Origin of the sequence: Microcystis ichthyoblabe FBCC-A1114, assembly GCF_050500245.1 — a bacterium.
GTDB lineage: Bacteria > Cyanobacteriota > Cyanobacteriia > Cyanobacteriales > Microcystaceae > Microcystis > Microcystis ichthyoblabe_A.
Genome location: NZ_CP191408.1, coordinates 1,640,892 through 1,659,911, shown reverse-complemented (window position 1 = coordinate 1,659,911; position 19,020 = coordinate 1,640,892). Strand labels below are relative to the sequence as shown.

The following is a 19,020-nucleotide window of genomic DNA, read 5'->3' as shown; positions in this document are numbered from 1 at the left end:
GTACTGTCCTGAAAATGGTTAAATAACCAAATTCAGGCGGTTTTATTAGCTGTGCAGTTGTTCGATTTCTCGATAGTGCTGGACTAATTGCCCATCACTAAAAAACGGCTTTGGAGAGATTTCTATCTCGATGGCGAGATTAATTACCCAAGCTTCTTTGGGTACATACCCCAAGCGATTTTTTAGCCTCTGGGTTAGTGATTTAATCTGGTAGTTTGAGATGTACATAAGCTCTGAATTAGACTACACTTTTAGCTTATTTCTAGCCCTTTTAATTGTCGAGGTAGTTTTTGTAGCATTTAGTAGTCAATTTGCCAAAGTATCATTAAGTAGCTAAAAGTAGCATTTTGTGAATTGTATTCTTAAAAGGAGAACCACAAGTACAAATGGGAGATAGAAAACCTAAGCCAGAAATTCCAAGTTCTTTAGGCAAAGAACTGTTTTTAAGCTGTGTGGAAAAAGTGATTCAATTGATAGAGCCTAATGGTATTACATCTATTCAAAAATGTTTAATCGAAGGGTTCGCACAGGGTTGGACTTATGAACACATAGACAGAGAGTCTGGCTACGACGCGCAGTCGCTAAAAACGCACGCATATAAAATTTTTTTTCCATTACTTGCCCAGGCATTTAACAAGGGATTAGAAAGAGATATAGAAAAAGTTAACAAGGCCAATGTCATCTCATTGGTTGAAGAGTATAATAGAAAAATAAGTGACAATGGGACTTTTTTACAGGATAAACTTAAAGAAAATAAGACAAAAATTAATATATTTACAAAGCTTAAAAATAAATTGTCTGGACAACAACAAGCAGAACTGAATCTGATCATAAAGTCGTACTTGCCAGATAATGACAATGCTAATTTTGAAGAAATCATCGATAAAATCATAAATATTCAAGATGATAAAGATTTATTAAGAATACTTTTTAGACTTACTCAAGATAGCAGAATTAATAGCGACACTCGCTCATACATTGAACAAACAATACAGGAGTTAAAGAAACTATTAAATATTACTGACACAGATTACAATGCTTGGATAGCAGAGATACCAGCAATTAATGCAGAACCTGACAATCGAGAAAATATTAACAACTATCTAATTATCAAAATAGAGGAGAGTAAAAGTCAAGCAAATACTTTCCCTGAATATAAATTTGCTGCGTGTTTTCTACAGTTAAATACATCTCAAATTCAAGGAAATAATTATATACCTCTTCCTGTAGATAGTAGCGTTAGCAAAGATGTTTATACTCAAAAAGATATAACGAACATTTTAACAAAAATTATTGAAGATTGTCATGAGCGAGGAGGTGCAAACTTAAATATTGAATTTTTCACCGATGGTAAGCTACTATATACTAACTTTGAATCTTGGGAATACAATTGCTTTGATAGCCTAACTCAACTTAAGAGAGTATATTTTGTTAATGTTCGCTCTCTTATGAGATTGGAAAAAATGTATAGTAAAATGCCAGCTTATCAAAATTGGAAAAGTAGATGGGAGAGATTAACAACAAATTCTATAGATACACAAACAGTTAATAACAGCGAGTCCTATTTGTGCCAAGAAACAACTCTATGGAGCAATCTTTGCGCTTCAACTCAAGAGGATTTAGAGCAATTATTTAAAAGAAGCTTAAAATATGGCATACCTTTAGTCGTTGGGTCGCGCTGTCATGCTCAGGAAGCAAGTCACAGAACAGAAATTAATACACTCTTACAGGGTATTCAAATTAATCAATTGTCCACAAGAGTTCAAGAGGTGAGGCGACAATCATCAGATAATTTAGAAGATGAACCAGAACATCTAGGACATCATCTATTATGCTTTTTAGAAGACCCTAATCGGATGCCCCCCTTCCACTACTTAACATCTCAGCACCTAGGTTAACTAACTATGAATTCATGGAAAATCTTTCAAGGCAATCATGAAAAACGCTCAAGGGATGACATTCCCTGGCCAGAAATCCCACCTTGGCGAAGCTTCGCCACCAACAAATCCGAGGAGCGGGGAAAACAACTCATAGTTAACGATAAAACCATCGAAACCGTAAACGCAGCCATTCACCTACGCCGGCCTATTTTAGTCACAGGGAAACCGGGTACAGGGAAAACCTCCCTAGCCTACGCAATCGCCTACGAATTAGACTTAGGAGAAGTATTAGTCTGGCCAATTAATACCCGCACCACCCTACAAGAGGGATTATACTACTACGACGCGATCGCACGTTTGCAAGATTACCAATTAGAAGAAAAAAAAGACATAGGGCAGTATATCCGCTTGGGTCCCTTGGGGACAGCCCTCTGTCCGAGAAATTATCCCCGGGTACTGCTTATCGATGAGATAGATAAAAGTGACATCGACTTACCCAACGACCTCTTAAACCTTTTTGAAGAGGGAAAATTTGAAATCACCGAACTTTCCCGACTCGCTAAAGATACCGAAAACGAACCAATACCAGTACAAACCCATGACGGTGAATGGGAATCCATCCCCCAAGGTAAGGTAAGCTGCCAACAGTTCCCCATAGTGATTATGACGAGCAACGGCGAGAGGGATTTTCCCCTACCCTTTAAACGTAGATGTCTGCTCTTAGAAATTCCCGACCCTACCCCAGAGGAACTAAAAAAGATAGTAAAAAGCCATTTTGATTATAAAGAAGCCAGTCCCGAAAGTAAAAAAATAGAAGCAGCGATCGCAGAATATGTTAAAAAACGAGAAAAAGGGCAACTAGCAACAGACCAGCTTTTAAACGCCGTCTTTATGAGCATGGGCGAAAATAAACCCACAGGTGCAGAATTAAAGTCCCTTACCGACCTACTATTTACCTATCTCACCGACACAGGCAATACATGACCCAAACCCTTCCCACACCAGAACTGATTGATAAATTTATCACCTTTGTCAAGGGCAGGGGATGGGACCTAGACAGTTACCAGATAGCTGATAGTTTATGGTGGTATGTTCTCACCCAAGAAGAAGAAGGAAAACCCCAAACCCCTACAGAGCCTAGGGAAGAAAAGAAAGAAACCCCTCCCGCTAAAAACCCCTCCCAGGAGAGTAAAAACGAAACCCAAGAGCCAGCAGCCCCATCCGATGAAGTTCCCTTAATACGCGAGACAGAAGCACAAAAACAGCCTGAGAAGATAGGCGCAGATACCCTACCCATTAGCATCCCCGATGCCAAATTCTGGCGAGAAACCCTAAAATTAGGGCGGGCAGTGCGTCCCCTCATCCAAAAGATAGACTCAGCCACCCAAAGACAAATAAACCTAAACAGCACCGTACAGAAATCGGCCGAATATAGCATCGGCAAGAAAGATGGCAGTTTAGCCCTAATACCCGTTTACCAAGCCAAAAAAGTCCGTTCCCTAGAGGTAGTTTTACTGATTGAAGAATGGGCCTCCATGGTCTTTTGGAAAGAAATGGCCGGGGAAATCCGCGATTGGCTAGAACAAATCGGGGCCTTTCGGGATGTCAAACTCTACCGCATCGGATGGGACGAAGACAGGCAAAATTTAGCCATCCGTACCTACTCTAACGATACTTGCTCAATTCACCCAAAAGATCTCATCCATCCTCGCGGCGAAAGACTTATCCTCTTCTACAGTGATTGTACTTCCCCAGACTGGTATCAAGGACGCTATAACCAAGCTCTTCAGGACTGGGGAAAACACCAAATCGTCACCCTGCTTTCTCCCTTCCCGGAAGCAATGTGGGAAAGAACCGCCCTTAGTCGAGGTTGGTTCGTCTCCCTAGTCAACCAAACCCCCCGAAAACCTTCACAAAACTGGAGATTTACCTCTATCCCCCTGCTGCTACAAATTGAGAAGGAAGAGGAAAATCAACATATTCTCAGAGAAACAATCCAAAAAACCTACTTTCCCCTACCCACCATCTCCCTAACCCCTTCATCCTTAAAAGCTTGGGCGCTCGTTGTCAGTGGTGACAGCAACGCCACCTGTGCGGGGGTACTACTAGAAAAATCCCCCCAAAACAGAGAAATACCCGCAACTATTTCTCCGGAGATGTCTGGGAAGCAAGCTCTAGAACTATTCGCCAGTACCGCCTCACCTCTAGCTTGGGAATTACTGAAAAAATTAGCCGCAGCCCCGGTAAATCTTCCCATCATCCGTCTTATCCAAAGCCAACTTTTAAGCGCCTCTAACCCCCTAAACATAGCAGAAGTCATTCTTAGCGGTTTTCTTAAAGTCTATCTAGGAGGGGAACCAGTGAAGTGGGACAAAGGAGGTAAATTTAACTTTCATACTCCCCCCAACAGCCTAGATTTTGAATTTGATGATGAGGTGAGAGAGCTTCTGCTCACTGAACTAGGGAATAGCCGCGCCTTAGAGGTAATTTTTGTCCTCTCGGAATACATCGCCCAAAAACTTAACCTGAGTACCACCACCTTTTTTGGTCTTATTCTTACCAATCCCCAAGTTCTCCTCGGCAAAGAAGCAGCTAATCTAGTTCGCGCCTTTGCCAAGGTATCTGCTAAGGTTTTCCAAAAGCTAGGGGAAGCAAAGTACCAAGAAATTAGCCAAAAGCTGCAATCTATGGTTGACTCACCTCCACCCCCACCGGTTGAGGAAAAGTGGCTGAGGAAATATAAAACCGTAACCATAGCTAAGGTAAAAGAGCTTACGCGAGGAGAGGAAATATTGTTTCAACTGCTCAAGGATAGACTTAAGGATTTCAGCGTAGAAGATGGGGAACTGTATCAGCGTCTTCGTTTAACCCCTGAGCAGCTTAAAATTTTGGCAAGCGAAGAAATAACCGCCGAGACAATGCCAGTCCAGTTTAGGGAAGTCTTGGATAACACAGAAGAAGAAATCATCACCCAGAAATTTAACCTAACCCTGTTTAAGTCTGAAACCGTTTTTGTGGATGAGACGGGACAAATTACCGCTAAAGAACCCGTGAGAGCCTTCTACTTTGAAGAAAATCCCCCCAGCTTAAAAATGCTCTATATTCCTTCGGGGGAGTTTTGGATGGGAACCGAAGCGGAGGAAATAGCGCGGCTAGGGGAAAAATACGTGGGGGATTGGTTCCAACGAGAATCCCCCAGACATTTAGTAAAAATCGCTCCGTTTTACCTAAGTCAAACTCCGATTACCCAAGCTCAATGGTTATATATTGCCGAAAGGGAAGATTTAAAAGTAAAGCGAGATTTAAAACCAGAGCCATCGCGGTTTAAAGGCAGCACAAACCCCGTTGAAAGGGTATCTTGGTTAGATGCTGTAGAATTTTGCCAAAGGCTCTCTAAAATGACCAAGAAACAGTATCGGCTACCCAGTGAGGCGGAATGGGAGTATGCTTGTCGTGCTGGAACCACCACCCCCTTCCACTTCGGAGCAACCCTCACCTCAAATTTAGCTAACTACGATGCTAGGGAACGCTTTGCTAGGGAACCGGCAGGAGAATATCGCAGCGAAACCACCCCCGTGGGGCAATTTCCCCCCAATGGTTTTGGTTTGTATGATATGCACGGCAATGTCTGGGAGTGGTGTCAGGATTACTTCCGGGAAAATTATCAAGGCGCACCTAGGGATAGTAGTCCTTGGCGAGAAAAGAGCAAAAAACAGCAAAATCAGGCAAATAAAGCTCTGCGGGGCGGTTCTTGGTACTACTATCCATATAACTGCCGTTCTGCTTACTGCTTCTACTTCTTCCGCCGCGACAGCTACAACTCCTTCAACGGTTTTCGGGTGGTGTGCGGTGCTGGGAGGACTTTGTAGCCCTTTTTCTCTTTTTTTCCTTTTTTCCCTTTTTCTCTTTTTCGATTTTTTTGAACAAATGTACTATATGAGGTTGGCTGATCAGTAGCTGGTTATAATTAAATTGAAGACGGGTTTTGATCCCCCCTGCCCCCCTTGATCCCCCCTGCCCCCCTTGATAAGGGGGGTTTGATCCCCCCTTGATCCCCCCTTGATAAGGGGGGTTTGATCCCCCCTTGATCCCCCCTTGATAAGGGGGTTTTGATCCCCCCTGCCCCTGCCCCCCTTATTAAGGGGGGTGCCGATAGGCGGGGGGATCTGCCCTTTAATTAAGAAAAATCCTAGGATTCATCATGTACCAAATCACTCTTTCCTTACCCGATGAAACCGCTCTCGCTTTACATCTCACCCCAGAACAACTAGGACAGGAAATCTCTCTTCTTGCTGCCATTAAACTTTATGAATTGGGAAAACTTTCCTCTGGCACTGCTGCCAACTTAGCAGGTATTCCGCGAGTTGTTTTTCTCTCTAAACTTGCAGACTATGGAGTTGATACCTTCCGACTCAAGGAAGCAGAATTAATCGAGGATCTGGCTAATGCCTAACGTCATTGCCGATACATGGCTCTTCTAGGTTCTGTGTGATAAGTTTAACTTACATCGGATCGATCTTTCCTTTGTGTCCTTTGTGTCTTTGTGGTTCCTTTCACTCGCTCGCCAGCAGGACTGTATCTTAGAATACATTTTACTCACCAAATCCAAGAGAGCCGGTAGGTATTAAAAACTTTCAGATACCCCCACCTATCGTCACCCCCCTTATCAAGGGGGGCAGGGGGGATCAAACCTAAAATCTATCTTCAATTTAATTATAATCACTTACTTATGCCTACAATAATCATCCAAAAGACCCAAAAACGTCTTTTAATCTATAGAGAAAAACTCACCGATGACCTAGAAATAGAATTAGTCAAAATACCATCGGGAACCTTTACAATGGGTTCTTCAGGACAAGAAAGTGGTAATACAAGTGAAAAGCCCCAACACAACGTTACCCTGAAAAACTTCTTGATGGGTATTTATCCCATTACCCAAGCTCAATGGTTATATATTGCCCAAAGAGAAGATTTAAAAGTAGAGCGAGATTTAATCCCAGAGCCATCGCATTTTAAAGGCAGCACAAACCCCGTTGAAAGGGTATCTTGGTTAAATGCCGTAGAATTTTGCCAAAGGCTCTCTAAATTAAGTAAAAGAAAATATAGGCTACCAACGGAAGCTGAGTGGGAGTACGCTTGTCGAGCGCAAACCAAACCCTTAAATCTCGACAAAGGAGAAACCTACCCCCCCTATCACTTTGGGGAAATTCTTACCCCAGATTTAGCCAACTATGATAACAATCTCGGAAAAACCACCCCTGTTGGGCAATTCTACGCCAACGACTTTGGTTTATATGATATGCACGGAAATGTCTGGGAGTGGTGTCAAGATGATTGGCGCGAAAATTATGAGGAGATAAAAAAGAGCAAAAAACAGCAAAATCAAGCATATAAAGCTCTGCGGGGCGGTTCTTGGTTCTTCAATCCGTATGACTGCCGTTCCGCTTGCCGCCCCTACACCGACCGCCGCGACGACTACTACGACGGCGGTTTTCGGGTGGTGTGCGGTGCTGGGAGGACCCTGTAACCCTTTTTCTCTTTTTACCCTTTTTACCCTTTTTCGATTTTTTTGAGCAAATGTACTATATGTGTACTATAAAAGGATTGAGAGAATTATCATGAGTAGAAAAAGGGTTTCTCGGAGAAACCCGTTTTCTGTGGGTTACTCAACGGATTTAGGATAAATTGCTTGTTGAGACGAGACAAGAGGCAATAGTAAAGGGATTGGGGGAAGTTCAACTAATCTAAGAATAAGCGGTTTAAATGCGTCTTAGCTTACATCAACAGCTGCTCATGGCTCTCCTATTCTTTGTGTGATCAGCTTAACTTACATAGGACTGATCGATCTTTGTGTCCTCTGTGTCTCTGTGGTTCCTTCCACTCGCTCGCCAGCAGGACTGTATCAGCTAAAGTGGTAGAATTTGGCCAACGATTCAATTCCCCAGTGGAGAAAGTGCGATCGCATTAATGGTCTTAACTCCCTTGGGATTCGGTTCGCGCATGGTAGTAACCGGAGATGTCACCCAAACCGATTTACCGCAACAACAAGAATCGGGGTTAATTGCCGCTCAAAAAATCCTAAAATCAGTAGAAGGGATCGCTTTTTCTTACCTATCGCGGGCCGATGTGGTGCGTCATCCCTTAGTACAAAAAATCGTCTCAGCCTAGGAACAGCACGAAAAATAACAGATTATGGATATTAAAAATGGTTTCGTCGATGCGGTGGGTAATACTCCCCTAATTCGTCTCAATAGTTTTAGCGAGGAAACCGGCTGCGAGATTCTCGGTAAGGCCGAATTTCTTAACCCCGGTGGCTCGGTCAAGGATCGGGCCGCTTTATATATTATTCAAGAAGCGGAAAAAGCCGGTACTCTCCAACCGGGGGGAACCGTTGTCGAAGGAACCGCCGGCAATACTGGCATCGGTTTGGCCCATATCTGCAATGCTAAAGGTTATAAATGCCTGATTATCATTCCCGATACCCAATCCCAAGAGAAAATCGACCTCTTAAGAACCCTTGGTGCGGAAGTGCGTACTGTTCCCGCCGTTCCCTACCGAGATGCCAATAATTACGTTAAATTATCGGGGAGATTGGCCAGTGAGATGGAAAATGCTATCTGGGCCAATCAATTCGATAATCTGGCTAATCGTCGCGCTCACTACGAAACCACCGGCCGGGAAATCTGGGAACAAACCGACGGTAAAATTGATGCTTGGGTGGCTGCCACGGGAACCGGGGGAACCTACGCGGGGGTGGCGATGTTTTTAAAAGACCAAAATCCCCAGGTGCGTTGTGTGGTGGCGGATCCGATGGGTAGCGGTTTATATAGTTATGTGAAAACCGGGACAATTACCCTGGAAGGTAGTTCAATTACCGAAGGGATTGGTAATAGTCGTATTACGGCTAATATGGAAGGCGCACCCATAGATGATGCCATTCAAATTGATGATCCCACTGCTATTAAAGTTGTTTATCAACTATTACAAAAAGATGGTTTATTTATGGGGGGTTCTGTGGGTATTAATGTCGGTGCTGCGGTAGCTTTAGCTAAACAAATGGGACCAGGCCACACCATCGTTACTGTTCTTTGTGATGGTGGGTCCCGTTATCAATCTCGTTTATATAATCCTCAATGGTTAGCTGAGAAAGGATTGGCTTAAATTGTACTGATAACTGATAACTGATAACTGAATTAATGATCCTTCCTGAATTATTTGACCTTTGGCAAGAAACCCTAGAATGGCAACCCGATGGGGCCCAACAAGCGCGATTTCAACAACTTTATGAGTTGATTTTAGAGGGTAATCAACGTTTTAATCTCACCCGAATTACCCAACCGGAGGAGTTTTGGGAAAAACATCTTTGGGATTCTTTATCGGGTTTAGCTTGGTTAGAAAAATCCCAGCCGGATCTATTGACAAAATCCCTGTCAGTCATTGATTTGGGGACCGGGGCCGGGTTTCCGGGGCTGCCAATTGCGATCGCATATTCCCATTGGTCGGTGACTCTCTTAGATTCCACCCAAAAAAAGATTAATTTTCTTGAAGAAGTTATTGACAAATTAGAGTTAAATAACACGAAAACTCGTTTAGGTCGGGCGGAAATCGTCGGGAAAAACCTTAAACATAACTGTGCTTATGATATCGTCTGTTTGCGAGCGGTAGGTAATGTGGATATCTGTGTTAACTATGCTTTGCCTTTCCTGAAAAAGACCGGAATCGCTATTCTCTATCGTGGTCAGTGGTCCGCGCAGGATAGTTTGAGTTTAGAGGAGAATCTAGGGAAAGCTGGCGGTAAAATCCTCGAAATTGCCAGTTTTACCACTCCCTTAAGCCAAAGCGTCCGTCATTGTCTATATATCTCCAAGAAATAACTTTAAGCGGTGAGAGGATGGAAAAAGAAAGCCAAGGCCAGGATAGCATAGGTAGCTAAGAGTAACATTCCTTCTAACCAATTCGATCGCCCATCACTACTAATCGAATTAGCTAACCACACCGCCACAGCCACTGCCACCAACTCAAAGGGATTAAAATTTAGATCCATGGGCTGACCGATAATATAACCCATGATAACCAAAACCGGAGCCACAAACAGGGCGATCTGCATACTGGAACCGACAGCCACAGATACCGATAGATCCATTTTATTCTTAAGGGCGACGGTGACAGCCGTAGCGTGTTCGGCCGCATTACCGATAATAGGCAAAAGAATCACCCCGGTAAACAGTGCCGTTAAACCTAGCTGTTCTGTAGCCTCCTCTAGGGATGCCACCAATAACTCCGATTCTACGGCCACGGCGATGGTAACGATCAATAAAATCAAAGACCAAAACCAGATTTTCGGCCTTGCGGTGCTTTCTCTGGCGCTTTCCTCCTCGATACCGGCAACCCCGACATCGTAGAGATAGGTGTGGGTTTTCATGGAAAATAAGAGACTTAAACCATAGACGAAAATTAACACCGCTGCCACGGCCACGGATAGACGTTGCAGGACTGCTTCCCCGACTCCCGTGGAGGTAAATTGCACGGCAGTGGGTAAAAGGAGCGCCACCACCGCTAAATTCATAGCTGAGGCATTTAAACGAGCGGTTATCGGTTGAAATTCCTGTTCTTTGAAGCGTAAACCGCCTAAAAACATCGATAATCCCATAACTAAGAGTAAATTACCGATAATTGAGCCAGTAATCGTCGCTTTTACCACATCGATAAAACCTTCCCGCAAAGCGACATAGGCGAGAATTAATTCTGTGGCATTGCCAAAGGTGGCATTCATCAAACCGCCAATATTTGGCCCAACCACCACCGCAATCGCTTCCGTGGCTTCCCCCATATAGGCCGCTAAGGGGATAATGGCTAGACAAGCGGTGATAAAAACTACCGTTCCGCCCCAGTGTAACAGGGAACCGGCGATCGATAGCGGCACAAAAATTAATAAGATGGCGAAAATGGTGTTTTTGCTTAACATAAAGTGGTTAATTTTGTCAAGATAATTTTATTTTGATCGGGTTGGGAACTGAGGGGGACTAGAATCGGATTCTAGCCAAAATTCCCCAGTAGAACCGGTTATTATCCATAATATTGCCCTAAAACCGTCTCTGAGAGACTTTTCTAGGGGTTCGGGGGGTGATTGGGAGGGAACAGTCACCGGTTTAATCACGATTCCGCGACTACCAAAAATAATTTCTCCCACTAATCGCGCCCTTCTCATGTGATTATCAGAAGTGACTAGATAGACGCTATCAATACCTTGGGCTTTCAGTTGATCGGCTAGGCTAGTAAAGTTAGTTACAGTATCTCGCGCATTGTAATCGAGATGGAGACGTTCTGGGGGAATTCCCGCTTTTTTAAAAATCTTTTGCACATATCGTCGCGGACTACCGGAAGATACCCAAATCGGTAGATCGGGATATTCCTTAGCTAATTTTGCCGCAAAACGTTCTCGATCGGCATGACCTCCCAAAACAAAAATCGCTTCCGGTTTTAGCCACTGCTGACGTAAATCGAGGTACAACCAGCCTAAACCCGCCAAAATTAGCGGAATAGCCAGCAATTTTAACCTAAATTTGCCTAACTTCCCTTGCGGAGAAACTCGCTTTTTTCTCTGAGAATTAGCCTTGAGAACCATATAACAGTGATCGGTGAGCGGTTGTCAACCTTCAGCTTTGTGGATTAAAGTGATCGAGGGTGAGGATCATCGAACTCACATTGACGTAGGAGATGGGGATTTTATTCCCTAACTGACCGATAATTTTCCCAGAACTCAGGTTGATTGATGCGGTCGCTTACATACCCCACCAACGGGCCACCGCTTCGGGAAGGGGTAGCAAAATACTTAATAACAAAGCCAGGGAAAATAAACCTAATAAATCTCGTTTATTATCCAATTCGGTGACATCATTTAAAGCAGGTTGATCGCTGACTGGCATTAATAAAAGAATAATCGCCCAGAGTAAAAAATCTGGCTGCACTAGGGCTAAAATAAACATGAATAATCGAGTTAATTGACCGATAATTATGGCGGTTTTCTGCCCATACATGGCGTGAACAATATGACCACCATCCAATTGACCAACGGGCATTAAATTTAGGGCTGTAACGATAATTCCCACATAACCAGCTACCGCTAAAGGATGTAAATGGATGGCTTTTCCTGCGATTAAATTACTGCCGAGAGCTAGTTTAGCTACGATAGACAAGAAAAAAGAAAACTGCGGATTTAAGGCCTGAAAATTTAATAAACTGCTTTGATTAGTTAGGGGAACTATTTCCGAGAGGGACAATCCCCAAAACATTAGAGGAATAGCGATAATTATACCCCCCAAAGGACCGGCCACCGCCACATCAAATAAAGCTTTGCGGGTGGGTACAGGGGATCGCATTTGAATAAAAGCCCCGAAGGTGCCGAGGAAGAAAGGAATGGGGATAAAATAGGGCAAAGTAGTTTTAATTTTATATTTAACTGCTGTAAAATAATGACTGAATTCGTGCAGTCCTAAAATAGCAATTAAGCCCAAACTGTAGGGTAACCCTTGCAATAATAAACTAGGATTATTTTCTAATTGTTGGGCGGTAATGCCACTTAATCCCGCACCGACCACTGTGGTGGTTAAGATAGTTAATAACAATAAACCCAGGGCAAGAAAGGGGCGAGTAACTTTTTCAGTTTCTATAGTTTCTGTTTTTTGCTGCCAGGGATTAGCCACAAGAGCGAAAAAAGGTTGTCCCTGAAAACTTTCTTGGAAAAGCAATAAAAAGCGATCACCAAAAACCTTTTCCACATTGTTTTTAATCACTTGATAAGCTTCTTCGGGAACTGCTCGCAATTTCCCCCGACAGAGAATTGCTTGGGGACGATAATCGATATTTTGCAGATAATAAACACCCCAAGGAAAACAATCTCGTAGGGATTTTTCCTCTTCAGCAGTGATCGGTTTTAAATCATTTTTAGGTGCAGGATTATCAATATTTTCTAGGACTAAATTCGCTTTTTCTAGCGGTGATGGGGAGCTTTCTTGGGGAGTAACCCGGCCTCTCTGTACTAACCACCAGTACAAAAAAGGGCAGATCACAAAGGGGCCGATCAGCAAAAATGCCGGCATGGGGGTATCCTGTCCATAGATTAACGTCCAGCCGGTCCAAATTAGAGCCGGAGTCATCAGGACTAACCAAATTAACCAAACTGGTGTTGTCGTGATTTTGGCCACGCTACGCTTGACCATAAAATAAGTGAAACCGCCAAGAATCCCTAATAACAACCACATTTCCATATCGGCTCTTTTCTCTTGAATAAAAAGCGGCTAATTTCAGCCGGCCTGGTCATCGATCGTGCTAAATTGTAAACCGCATTGATTGTGATTTGGATAGGCAAACCATGCGATCGGAAACCGAATCGTCTCCTTTAGAGGTTAGCAAAACCACAAAACCCCCTCGATTAATTCTAGAAGGTTTATACGCTTTCTCGCCTAATCGGGAAACCCTAGGGGGAACCTCTTATCTTATTGTAGAAAATACTGGCAATATTCTGGTGGATTGTCCTGGCTGTGACGAGAGCGAGCGGGATTTTCTCCGAGAAAAGGGAGTCCGTTACTTATTTTTTACCCATCGCGGGGGTCAGGGTAAACAGAGCGATTCTCTGCAAAGTTGGCTTGATTGTGAGATTATTCTACAGGAACAGGAAGCCTATCTGCTTCCTCACCGTCAAATTACCGTTTTTCAGCAGCAAATCCAGTTATCTCCCACTTGTAGCGGTTTTTGGACTCCTGGCCATTCTCCCGGCTCCTCCTGTCTCTACTGGCAGCGTCACGGGGGGGTTTTATTTACCGGTCGTCATCTTCTCCCCGACACCAAGGGTCAACCGCAACCCCTACAGACCGCGAAAACTTTCCACTGGCCGCGGCAATTGCGATCGCAAAAGATCATTTTAGACCGTTTTAGTCCAGAAACCCTCTCTTATCTTTGTCCGGGGGCTAATACCGGCTTTCTGCGCGGTCGGGGAATTATCGATCGCGCCTACGAAAAAATCAGCGCCAATCCTCTTAACTAGGGTCTGCTGAATAAATCTAAAAACCTTGTTGGATAACGCTTTTAGACTTTTTTTCCCTCAAAAAGTGCCGACCATTGGAGTGATTGGGGGGAAATTTTAGGGACTTTTTCCCTGAAAATTAGGTAATTGACCACCTGAAAATGGATAAAACCCTACACCCCACACCCCACACCCTACCCCCACGAAAAACTTTTTGCCGCAAACCTTAACTAAAGACTTTTTAGAAGCTGCATCGTTCAATTCCCAGAAATTATGAATTTAACCGTTAAAGATTTGGGTGAACAGGGATTGCTACCGATTCTGCAAAAATATTGTCCTGCGGAGATTATCGGTGATGATGGGGCGATTTTATCGATCAAAGAGGGTTACTCTCTCGTCGTCACCACTGATGTTTTAGTTAATAACGTCCACTTTAGCGATATTACCACCTCTCCGGAAGATGTGGGCTGGCGAGCGGCGGCGGCTAATTTATCCGATTTAGCGGCTATGGGGGCAGAACCCCTGGGAATTACGGTAGGATTGGCTTTAACTCCCGATCTAGCCATCGATTGGCTAGAAGGACTCTATCGGGGTCTTAGCTCTTGTCTGCAAGTATATCAGACGGCGATCGTTGGTGGCGATGTCTGTCGGGCCACGGAGATTAACATCAGCATCACTGCCCTGGGACAAGTGGCAAAAAATGAAGAAATTAGACGTTTTAACGCAAAAGTTGGCGATAGTATCGTTATTACTGGTTATCACGGTTTATCGCGGGCCGGATTAGAGTTACTCTTGCACCCTGAAACCGGGAGGAATTTAAATTCCTCCCAAAAAAAGCGATTAATCCAAGCTCATCAACGGCCGCGACCGAGACTCGATTGCATACCACATTTACAAAAAATTGTCAAGCAATTTCCCATCGCGGGCATGGATAGCAGTGACGGGTTAGCAGATGCCATCATGCAAATTTGTCGCTGTAGTGGGGTTGGTGCCGAAATCGAGCGGATTCCCCTGCATCCAACCCTGAAAGAATATGTAGGAGCCGAAAAAGCTCTAGAATGGGCTTTATACGGCGGTGAAGATTTTGAGTTAGTTTTGTGTTTACCCCCGGACAGTGCCAGAGAATTGCTGGAGAAAGTGGGGTCCGGGGGGGCGATAATCGGTCAAATCGTCCCCGGGAGAGAGATAAAATTAGCCGACGGTAGAAACCTCAGTTTAAGCTCTGGATTTCAACATTTTTAGCCTCTATAAATCGCCAAAACCTTTCTTTTTCTTGATTTTCTTCGGTTTTTTCTGGCTGCCACCTTGACCGCGGAACCCCGGTTGATTGCCACCCCCAAACATTCCGCCACCCATCCCGGGCATCCCCGGCATAGCGGGCATTTGTCCCCGTCCCATCTGTTGCATCATCGTTCGCATTCTGGTGAAATTAGCAATTAGTTTGCTAACTTCTGTTTCTGGATGTCCCGAACCCTTGGCAATGCGACGACGACGATTAGGAGACTTAGCCAATAAATCGGGGTTAGCGCGTTCCTCCGTGGTCATGGAATTAATCATCGCTTCCGTGCGTTTTAACTCTTTTTCGCCCTTTTCGATGTCTGTCCCGCTCAGTTTGCCCAGACCGGGGATTAACTTGAGGACTCCCCCCAGGGAACCCATATTTTTTAACAGCCGCATCTGTTTGAGGAAGTCATTAAAATCAAACTTAGCCTCTAAAATCTTGGCCTGCATTTTGGCCGCGTCTTCTAGGTCTAACTGTTCCTGAGCTTTTTCCACTAGCGTCAGGACATCACCCATATTGAGGATGCGACTGGCAAGGCGATCGGGATAAAATGGCTCTAAAGCTTCGACTTTTTCGCCAACCCCAACAAATTTAATCGGTTGTCCCGATATTTGCCGCACTGATAGGGCTGCCCCACCGCGAGTATCGCCATCAAGTTTGGTGAGAATTGCCCCCGTGATGCCGATTTGTTGGTGAAAAGTGTGGGTGAGATTGGCCGCTTCCTGACCAGTCATGGCATCCACCACTAATAAAGTGTCGTCGGGGTTGACAATTTTCTTGATTTGTGCTAGTTCGCCCATCATCTGGGTGTCTATCTGCAAACGACCGGCGGTGTCGATGATAACCGTATCTACGCCCAATTCTTTGGCTTTTTCCACACCTTGACGGGCGATATCGACGGGATTAGCCTGAGAACCCATCTCGAAGACGGGAACATTTATCTGTTTACCGAGGGTGATTAATTGGTCAATGGCCGCCGGACGGTAAACATCGGTAGCCACCATCAGGCAGCTTTTGGACTGTTTGCGGAGATATAGGGCTAATTTGGCGGTGGCGGTGGTTTTTCCCGTCCCTTGCAACCCGGCCATTAAAATTACGGTGGGGGGTTTATCGGCCTGAGCTAGGGGAACGTTACTTTCCCCCATAATTTTGACCAATTCATCATAGACAATTTTGATAAATTGCTGGCCGGGATTGACTCCGGAAATAACTTCAGCACCGAGGGCTTGTTTCTCGACCTCAGCAATAAATCCCTTGACTACCTGTAGGTTAACATCTGCTTCTAATAAAGCCCGCCGGACTTCTTTGAGGGTTTCTTGTATATTGGCCGAGGAGATTTTATCTTGACCTCGTAATTTTTTCCATGCGTCTTCTAAGCGGTCGGCCAGTGCGTCGAACATAGTTTCGGAATTAAATTTTTAACTAGATCGATTTTATCTCAAATGTCGGGGGAAGACCCCCGTTCTTATCCTGTCATTGGTCGGGGATCGGCGGCAAAGTTCGATCGAATGTTAAACTGAGTCTGTCTTAGCTTCGGAAGTATTCGATCGCTGCAGGAATCGATTCAAGAGAAAACCGAGGAGCAGGGCCTTAAATTCCAGGTCGTCAGTGAACTGTTTGTAGAAGCTGAAAGGTTCATCTGATTAGCTGGAAACCCTATCCGGCAAAGGATTAATTCAATTTAGCTCTGGAAAAAACACAAAAGACTTATCTGGAAGGTGTTTCAATCCTTTAAGCTCCTAATAAACCGCCGAGAAGCATACCAAACTCAGAAGAGCCATAATTATTCTCAATTATAAAAATTGAGATAGTTTGTGCCGCTTAAATAAAGAGGTTTTGATAACCAAATTAAAGCATATCTCAAGAGTTTTGAGTTAAAAGTAAAACTTCAGGTTTTTATTTATGACAAATGTACCTATTAACTAATTTTCCCAAAAAATTAGTTAGCCTATAATCATAACATATAATTAATTTGCAAGAGTTCTAATATCCGAATTAATTATCGAAGCTGGGGGCTCTTCTAAGTTCTGTGTGATAAGTTTAACTTACATAGGATCGATCTTTGTGTCCTCTGTGTCTGGAGTGGTTTCTTCCACTCCCGCGCCAGCAGGGCTGTATCTTAGAATACATTTTACCCACCAAATCCAAGAGAGCCATCTCTCTCCCCAATCCTTTTACTGTTGCCTTTTCCAAGAGTGCGAGAGTGCCTCATCTCAACAAGCAATTTAAATTCGCAGGCAGCTTATCATCTAACCCTGACATTAGCCAATTTTGTTAGATCAGAACTTTTTTAAGAATTATGATCGGCCTATAATAGTAACTGTAGTCACCCCTATCCTTTAGGGATAATTCTTGGTTTAGGGTTGATGTCCTTCAGCGCAAGCGAGATAGGTTATGAAAATTAGCGAACTAGAAAACTACTTGGCTCAGATTAAGTCAGAGATTGGTGACATCGATATCGTCTATCAATGTCGTAACCAGCACTATAGTTGGTTGGACAAAATTAGAAGCCATCAACTGAAAGTGTTAAAAAATACCGCAGACACTAAATTATTGATTTCTCTGCAATAGCCATTTTCTCTTGCTAGATGCCAGCAATGCCATAGAATCCGCCTAATCTGCTTAACAGTTTATCTTTTCTTCCCTGTCGATAGGTTCTTAAACCAGCCGCGTCGCCAAAAGAAAATGATTAAACTGAAAGCAACGGTTAGCATCAACACCCAGACGAACACATAGCCCCAATACCATTCTAATTCGGGCATATTATAGGGGGATTTATCAGTATCAAAGTTCATGCCATAAATACCGACAATGAAGGTGAGCGGGATAAAAATCGTCGAGATTACCGTTAAAGTTTTCATAATCTCGTTCATTTTATTACTCACGGAAGACAGGTAAAAATCCATTAAACCATTGGCAAATTCCCGGTAATTTTCGATAACATCGAGGATTTGTACTACATGGTCATAACAGTCTCTTAGATAGGGTTTAATGGTTGTATCGATGACAATATACTCATCGCGTAAAAGCGCATTGAGGGTGTCCCTTTGCGGCCAAATTGCTCGTCGCAGGGAGAGTAATTCCTGACGTAGTTGGTAGATTTTTGATAAAATTTGTTCCGTGGGACTAGCTAAAATTTCGTTTTCTAACTCCTCGATTCTTTCTCCGTAGGACTCTAAAACAGGAAAATAACCGTCAATAATTGCATCCCAAATCGCATAGGCTAAATAACCCGATTTTTGCTGCCGGATGGAACCTTTATTTAAACGGATTCTTTCCCTAACTCCTTCCAAAGAATCGTATTGTCCTTCTTCCTGCACGGTTAAAACATAATTCTTCCCGACTATTAAACTGATTTGTTCTAACAAAAAACTCTGATGATCGGTCAGGATGGCCATTGGCACTATAATTAAAAGATAATTATCGCATTCTTCCACTTTTGGTCTTTGGGGAATACTGACTATATCCTCAAGGGTTAAGGGATGCAAATGAAAAATTTCCCCCAACTCTTGCAGTTTATCTTCATTACCCAAACCGACGATATCAATCCAAGAGATGGAATCATTGGATAAATATTTAAGACAGTCTTGAGGTAAAAGATTATTAACTCTAGTGGCTTGTTGGGAGTTATAATTAACTAAAAATATCTCGGTAGCAACGGCATTTTCATCGATGGTGATTAACCCCGGCATCGTCCCGGGTTGATTATAGTGATAATCGTAAAGGTGGGGTTTTGTCTGGGAGGATTTTCGCCCTTTTTTATACCTAGTTAATCTTTTGTTATTGCTCATAGTTGAGATCGATCGCTGTTTGCCTTTTTCTTAGCATTGATCGCT

General features: G+C 43.6%; 16 protein-coding genes and 1 pseudogene. 11 read left to right on the top strand and 6 right to left on the bottom strand.

Annotated elements, in window-relative coordinates:
• Window positions 1–45: 45 nt before the first annotated feature.
• Window positions 46–228 (bottom strand): hypothetical protein, encoded by a 183-nt coding sequence (locus tag ACQY1Y_RS08065; protein WP_036400907.1) that lies wholly within the window; start codon window positions 226–228, stop codon window positions 46–48.
• Window positions 229–386: 158 nt separating this feature from the next.
• Between ACQY1Y_RS08065 and ACQY1Y_RS08060 the strand changes: the two genes are divergently transcribed.
• From ACQY1Y_RS08060 to rsmG, 8 genes and pseudogenes are all read left to right on the top strand, one after another.
• A complete protein-coding gene (locus ACQY1Y_RS08060; RefSeq protein ID WP_430014334.1) occupies window positions 387–1,898 on the top strand; it encodes a hypothetical protein in 1,512 nt (503 codons plus the stop codon).
• Between the two features lie 6 nt (window positions 1,899–1,904).
• Window positions 1,905–2,864, top strand: a complete 960-nt coding sequence (locus ACQY1Y_RS08055) for an AAA family ATPase (RefSeq protein ID WP_430014333.1) — start codon at window positions 1,905–1,907, stop codon at window positions 2,862–2,864.
• Window positions 2,861–5,749, top strand: coding sequence for an SAV_2336 N-terminal domain-related protein (locus ACQY1Y_RS08050; protein WP_430014332.1), 2,889 nt, complete (start codon window positions 2,861–2,863; stop codon window positions 5,747–5,749). The genes ACQY1Y_RS08055 and ACQY1Y_RS08050 overlap by 4 nt, the downstream gene beginning before the upstream one ends.
• Window positions 5,750–6,081: 332 nt before the next feature.
• Window positions 6,082–6,333 carry a UPF0175 family protein gene (locus ACQY1Y_RS08045; protein ID WP_002769612.1) on the top strand — a complete coding sequence of 84 codons (252 nt, stop codon included), beginning with the start codon at window positions 6,082–6,084 and terminating at the stop codon, window positions 6,331–6,333.
• A 276-nt stretch (window positions 6,334–6,609) separates the two neighbouring features.
• Window positions 6,610–7,407, top strand: coding sequence for a formylglycine-generating enzyme family protein (locus tag ACQY1Y_RS08040; RefSeq protein ID WP_430014331.1), 798 nt, complete (start codon window positions 6,610–6,612; stop codon window positions 7,405–7,407).
• A 440-nt stretch (window positions 7,408–7,847) separates the two neighbouring features.
• Window positions 7,848–8,048: pseudogene (locus ACQY1Y_RS08035) on the top strand (PhoH family protein); the annotation flags it as partial.
• A gap of 24 nt (window positions 8,049–8,072) precedes the next feature.
• The gene (locus ACQY1Y_RS08030) at window positions 8,073–9,041 is read left to right on the top strand and encodes a cysteine synthase A (protein ID WP_002755861.1); all 969 of its coding nucleotides are present in this window, start codon (window positions 8,073–8,075) and stop codon (window positions 9,039–9,041) included.
• Between the two features lie 35 nt (window positions 9,042–9,076).
• Window positions 9,077–9,754: a 16S rRNA (guanine(527)-N(7))-methyltransferase RsmG gene (rsmG, locus tag ACQY1Y_RS08025; RefSeq protein WP_430014330.1), complete on the top strand. Its 678-nt coding sequence runs from the start codon at window positions 9,077–9,079 to the stop codon at window positions 9,752–9,754.
• Window positions 9,755–9,756: 2 nt separating this feature from the next.
• On the opposite strand, the gene cax is transcribed toward rsmG, so the two are convergent.
• The 3 genes from cax to ACQY1Y_RS08010 form a co-directional block, all read right to left on the bottom strand.
• A complete protein-coding gene (cax, locus tag ACQY1Y_RS08020; RefSeq protein WP_430014329.1) occupies window positions 9,757–10,845 on the bottom strand; it encodes a calcium/proton exchanger in 1,089 nt (362 codons plus the stop codon).
• A gap of 27 nt (window positions 10,846–10,872) precedes the next feature.
• Window positions 10,873–11,505, bottom strand: coding sequence for a YdcF family protein (locus ACQY1Y_RS08015; protein ID WP_002740156.1), 633 nt, complete (start codon window positions 11,503–11,505; stop codon window positions 10,873–10,875).
• 157 nt (window positions 11,506–11,662) lie between these two features.
• Window positions 11,663–13,147 carry a site-2 protease family protein gene (locus ACQY1Y_RS08010; protein WP_430014328.1) on the bottom strand — a complete coding sequence of 495 codons (1,485 nt, stop codon included), beginning with the start codon at window positions 13,145–13,147 and terminating at the stop codon, window positions 11,663–11,665.
• 104 nt (window positions 13,148–13,251) lie between these two features.
• Here ACQY1Y_RS08010 and ACQY1Y_RS08005 point away from each other — a divergent pair, with 104 nt between their 5' ends.
• Both ACQY1Y_RS08005 and thiL read left to right on the top strand, forming a co-directional pair.
• A complete protein-coding gene (locus ACQY1Y_RS08005) occupies window positions 13,252–13,923 on the top strand; it encodes an MBL fold metallo-hydrolase (protein WP_287234449.1) in 672 nt (223 codons plus the stop codon).
• 252 nt (window positions 13,924–14,175) lie between these two features.
• Window positions 14,176–15,144 carry a thiamine-phosphate kinase gene (thiL, locus tag ACQY1Y_RS08000; protein WP_430014327.1) on the top strand — a complete coding sequence of 323 codons (969 nt, stop codon included), beginning with the start codon at window positions 14,176–14,178 and terminating at the stop codon, window positions 15,142–15,144.
• Between the two features lie 3 nt (window positions 15,145–15,147).
• Here thiL and ffh read toward each other — a convergent pair whose 3' ends face one another.
• Window positions 15,148–16,584 carry a signal recognition particle protein gene (gene ffh, locus ACQY1Y_RS07995; RefSeq protein ID WP_271936380.1) on the bottom strand — a complete coding sequence of 479 codons (1,437 nt, stop codon included), beginning with the start codon at window positions 16,582–16,584 and terminating at the stop codon, window positions 15,148–15,150.
• Between the two features lie 994 nt (window positions 16,585–17,578).
• Here ffh and ACQY1Y_RS07990 point away from each other — a divergent pair.
• Window positions 17,579–17,755 carry a hypothetical protein gene (locus ACQY1Y_RS07990; RefSeq protein ID WP_002739752.1) on the top strand — a complete coding sequence of 59 codons (177 nt, stop codon included), beginning with the start codon at window positions 17,579–17,581 and terminating at the stop codon, window positions 17,753–17,755.
• A gap of 59 nt (window positions 17,756–17,814) precedes the next feature.
• Here the strand turns inward: ACQY1Y_RS07990 and corA are convergent, their stop codons facing one another.
• Window positions 17,815–18,975 (bottom strand): magnesium/cobalt transporter CorA, encoded by a 1,161-nt coding sequence (corA, locus tag ACQY1Y_RS07985; RefSeq protein WP_002755845.1) that lies wholly within the window; start codon window positions 18,973–18,975, stop codon window positions 17,815–17,817.
• Between the last annotated feature and the right edge of the window lie 45 nt (window positions 18,976–19,020).

Excerpts from the sequence above, each read along its gene's own strand:
- ACQY1Y_RS08065 (WP_036400907.1), bottom strand. The coding sequence starts at position 228 with ATGTACATCTCAAACTACCAGATTAAATCACTAACCCAGAGGCTAAAA.
- ACQY1Y_RS08060 (WP_430014334.1), top strand. The coding sequence starts at position 387 with ATGGGAGATAGAAAACCTAAGCCAGAAATTCCAAGTTCTTTAGGCAAA.
- ACQY1Y_RS08055 (WP_430014333.1), top strand. The coding sequence starts at position 1,905 with ATGAATTCATGGAAAATCTTTCAAGGCAATCATGAAAAACGCTCAAGG.
- ACQY1Y_RS08050 (WP_430014332.1), top strand. The coding sequence starts at position 2,861 with ATGACCCAAACCCTTCCCACACCAGAACTGATTGATAAATTTATCACC.
- ACQY1Y_RS08045 (WP_002769612.1), top strand. The coding sequence starts at position 6,082 with ATGTACCAAATCACTCTTTCCTTACCCGATGAAACCGCTCTCGCTTTA.
- ACQY1Y_RS08040 (WP_430014331.1), top strand. The coding sequence starts at position 6,610 with ATGCCTACAATAATCATCCAAAAGACCCAAAAACGTCTTTTAATCTAT.
- ACQY1Y_RS08030 (WP_002755861.1), top strand. The coding sequence starts at position 8,073 with ATGGATATTAAAAATGGTTTCGTCGATGCGGTGGGTAATACTCCCCTA.
- rsmG (WP_430014330.1), top strand. The coding sequence starts at position 9,077 with ATGATCCTTCCTGAATTATTTGACCTTTGGCAAGAAACCCTAGAATGG.
- cax (WP_430014329.1), bottom strand. The coding sequence starts at position 10,845 with ATGTTAAGCAAAAACACCATTTTCGCCATCTTATTAATTTTTGTGCCG.
- ACQY1Y_RS08015 (WP_002740156.1), bottom strand. The coding sequence starts at position 11,505 with ATGGTTCTCAAGGCTAATTCTCAGAGAAAAAAGCGAGTTTCTCCGCAA.
- ACQY1Y_RS08010 (WP_430014328.1), bottom strand. The coding sequence starts at position 13,147 with ATGGAAATGTGGTTGTTATTAGGGATTCTTGGCGGTTTCACTTATTTT.
- ACQY1Y_RS08005 (WP_287234449.1), top strand. The coding sequence starts at position 13,252 with ATGCGATCGGAAACCGAATCGTCTCCTTTAGAGGTTAGCAAAACCACA.
- thiL (WP_430014327.1), top strand. The coding sequence starts at position 14,176 with ATGAATTTAACCGTTAAAGATTTGGGTGAACAGGGATTGCTACCGATT.
- ffh (WP_271936380.1), bottom strand. The coding sequence starts at position 16,584 with ATGTTCGACGCACTGGCCGACCGCTTAGAAGACGCATGGAAAAAATTA.
- ACQY1Y_RS07990 (WP_002739752.1), top strand. The coding sequence starts at position 17,579 with ATGAAAATTAGCGAACTAGAAAACTACTTGGCTCAGATTAAGTCAGAG.
- corA (WP_002755845.1), bottom strand. The coding sequence starts at position 18,975 with ATGAGCAATAACAAAAGATTAACTAGGTATAAAAAAGGGCGAAAATCC.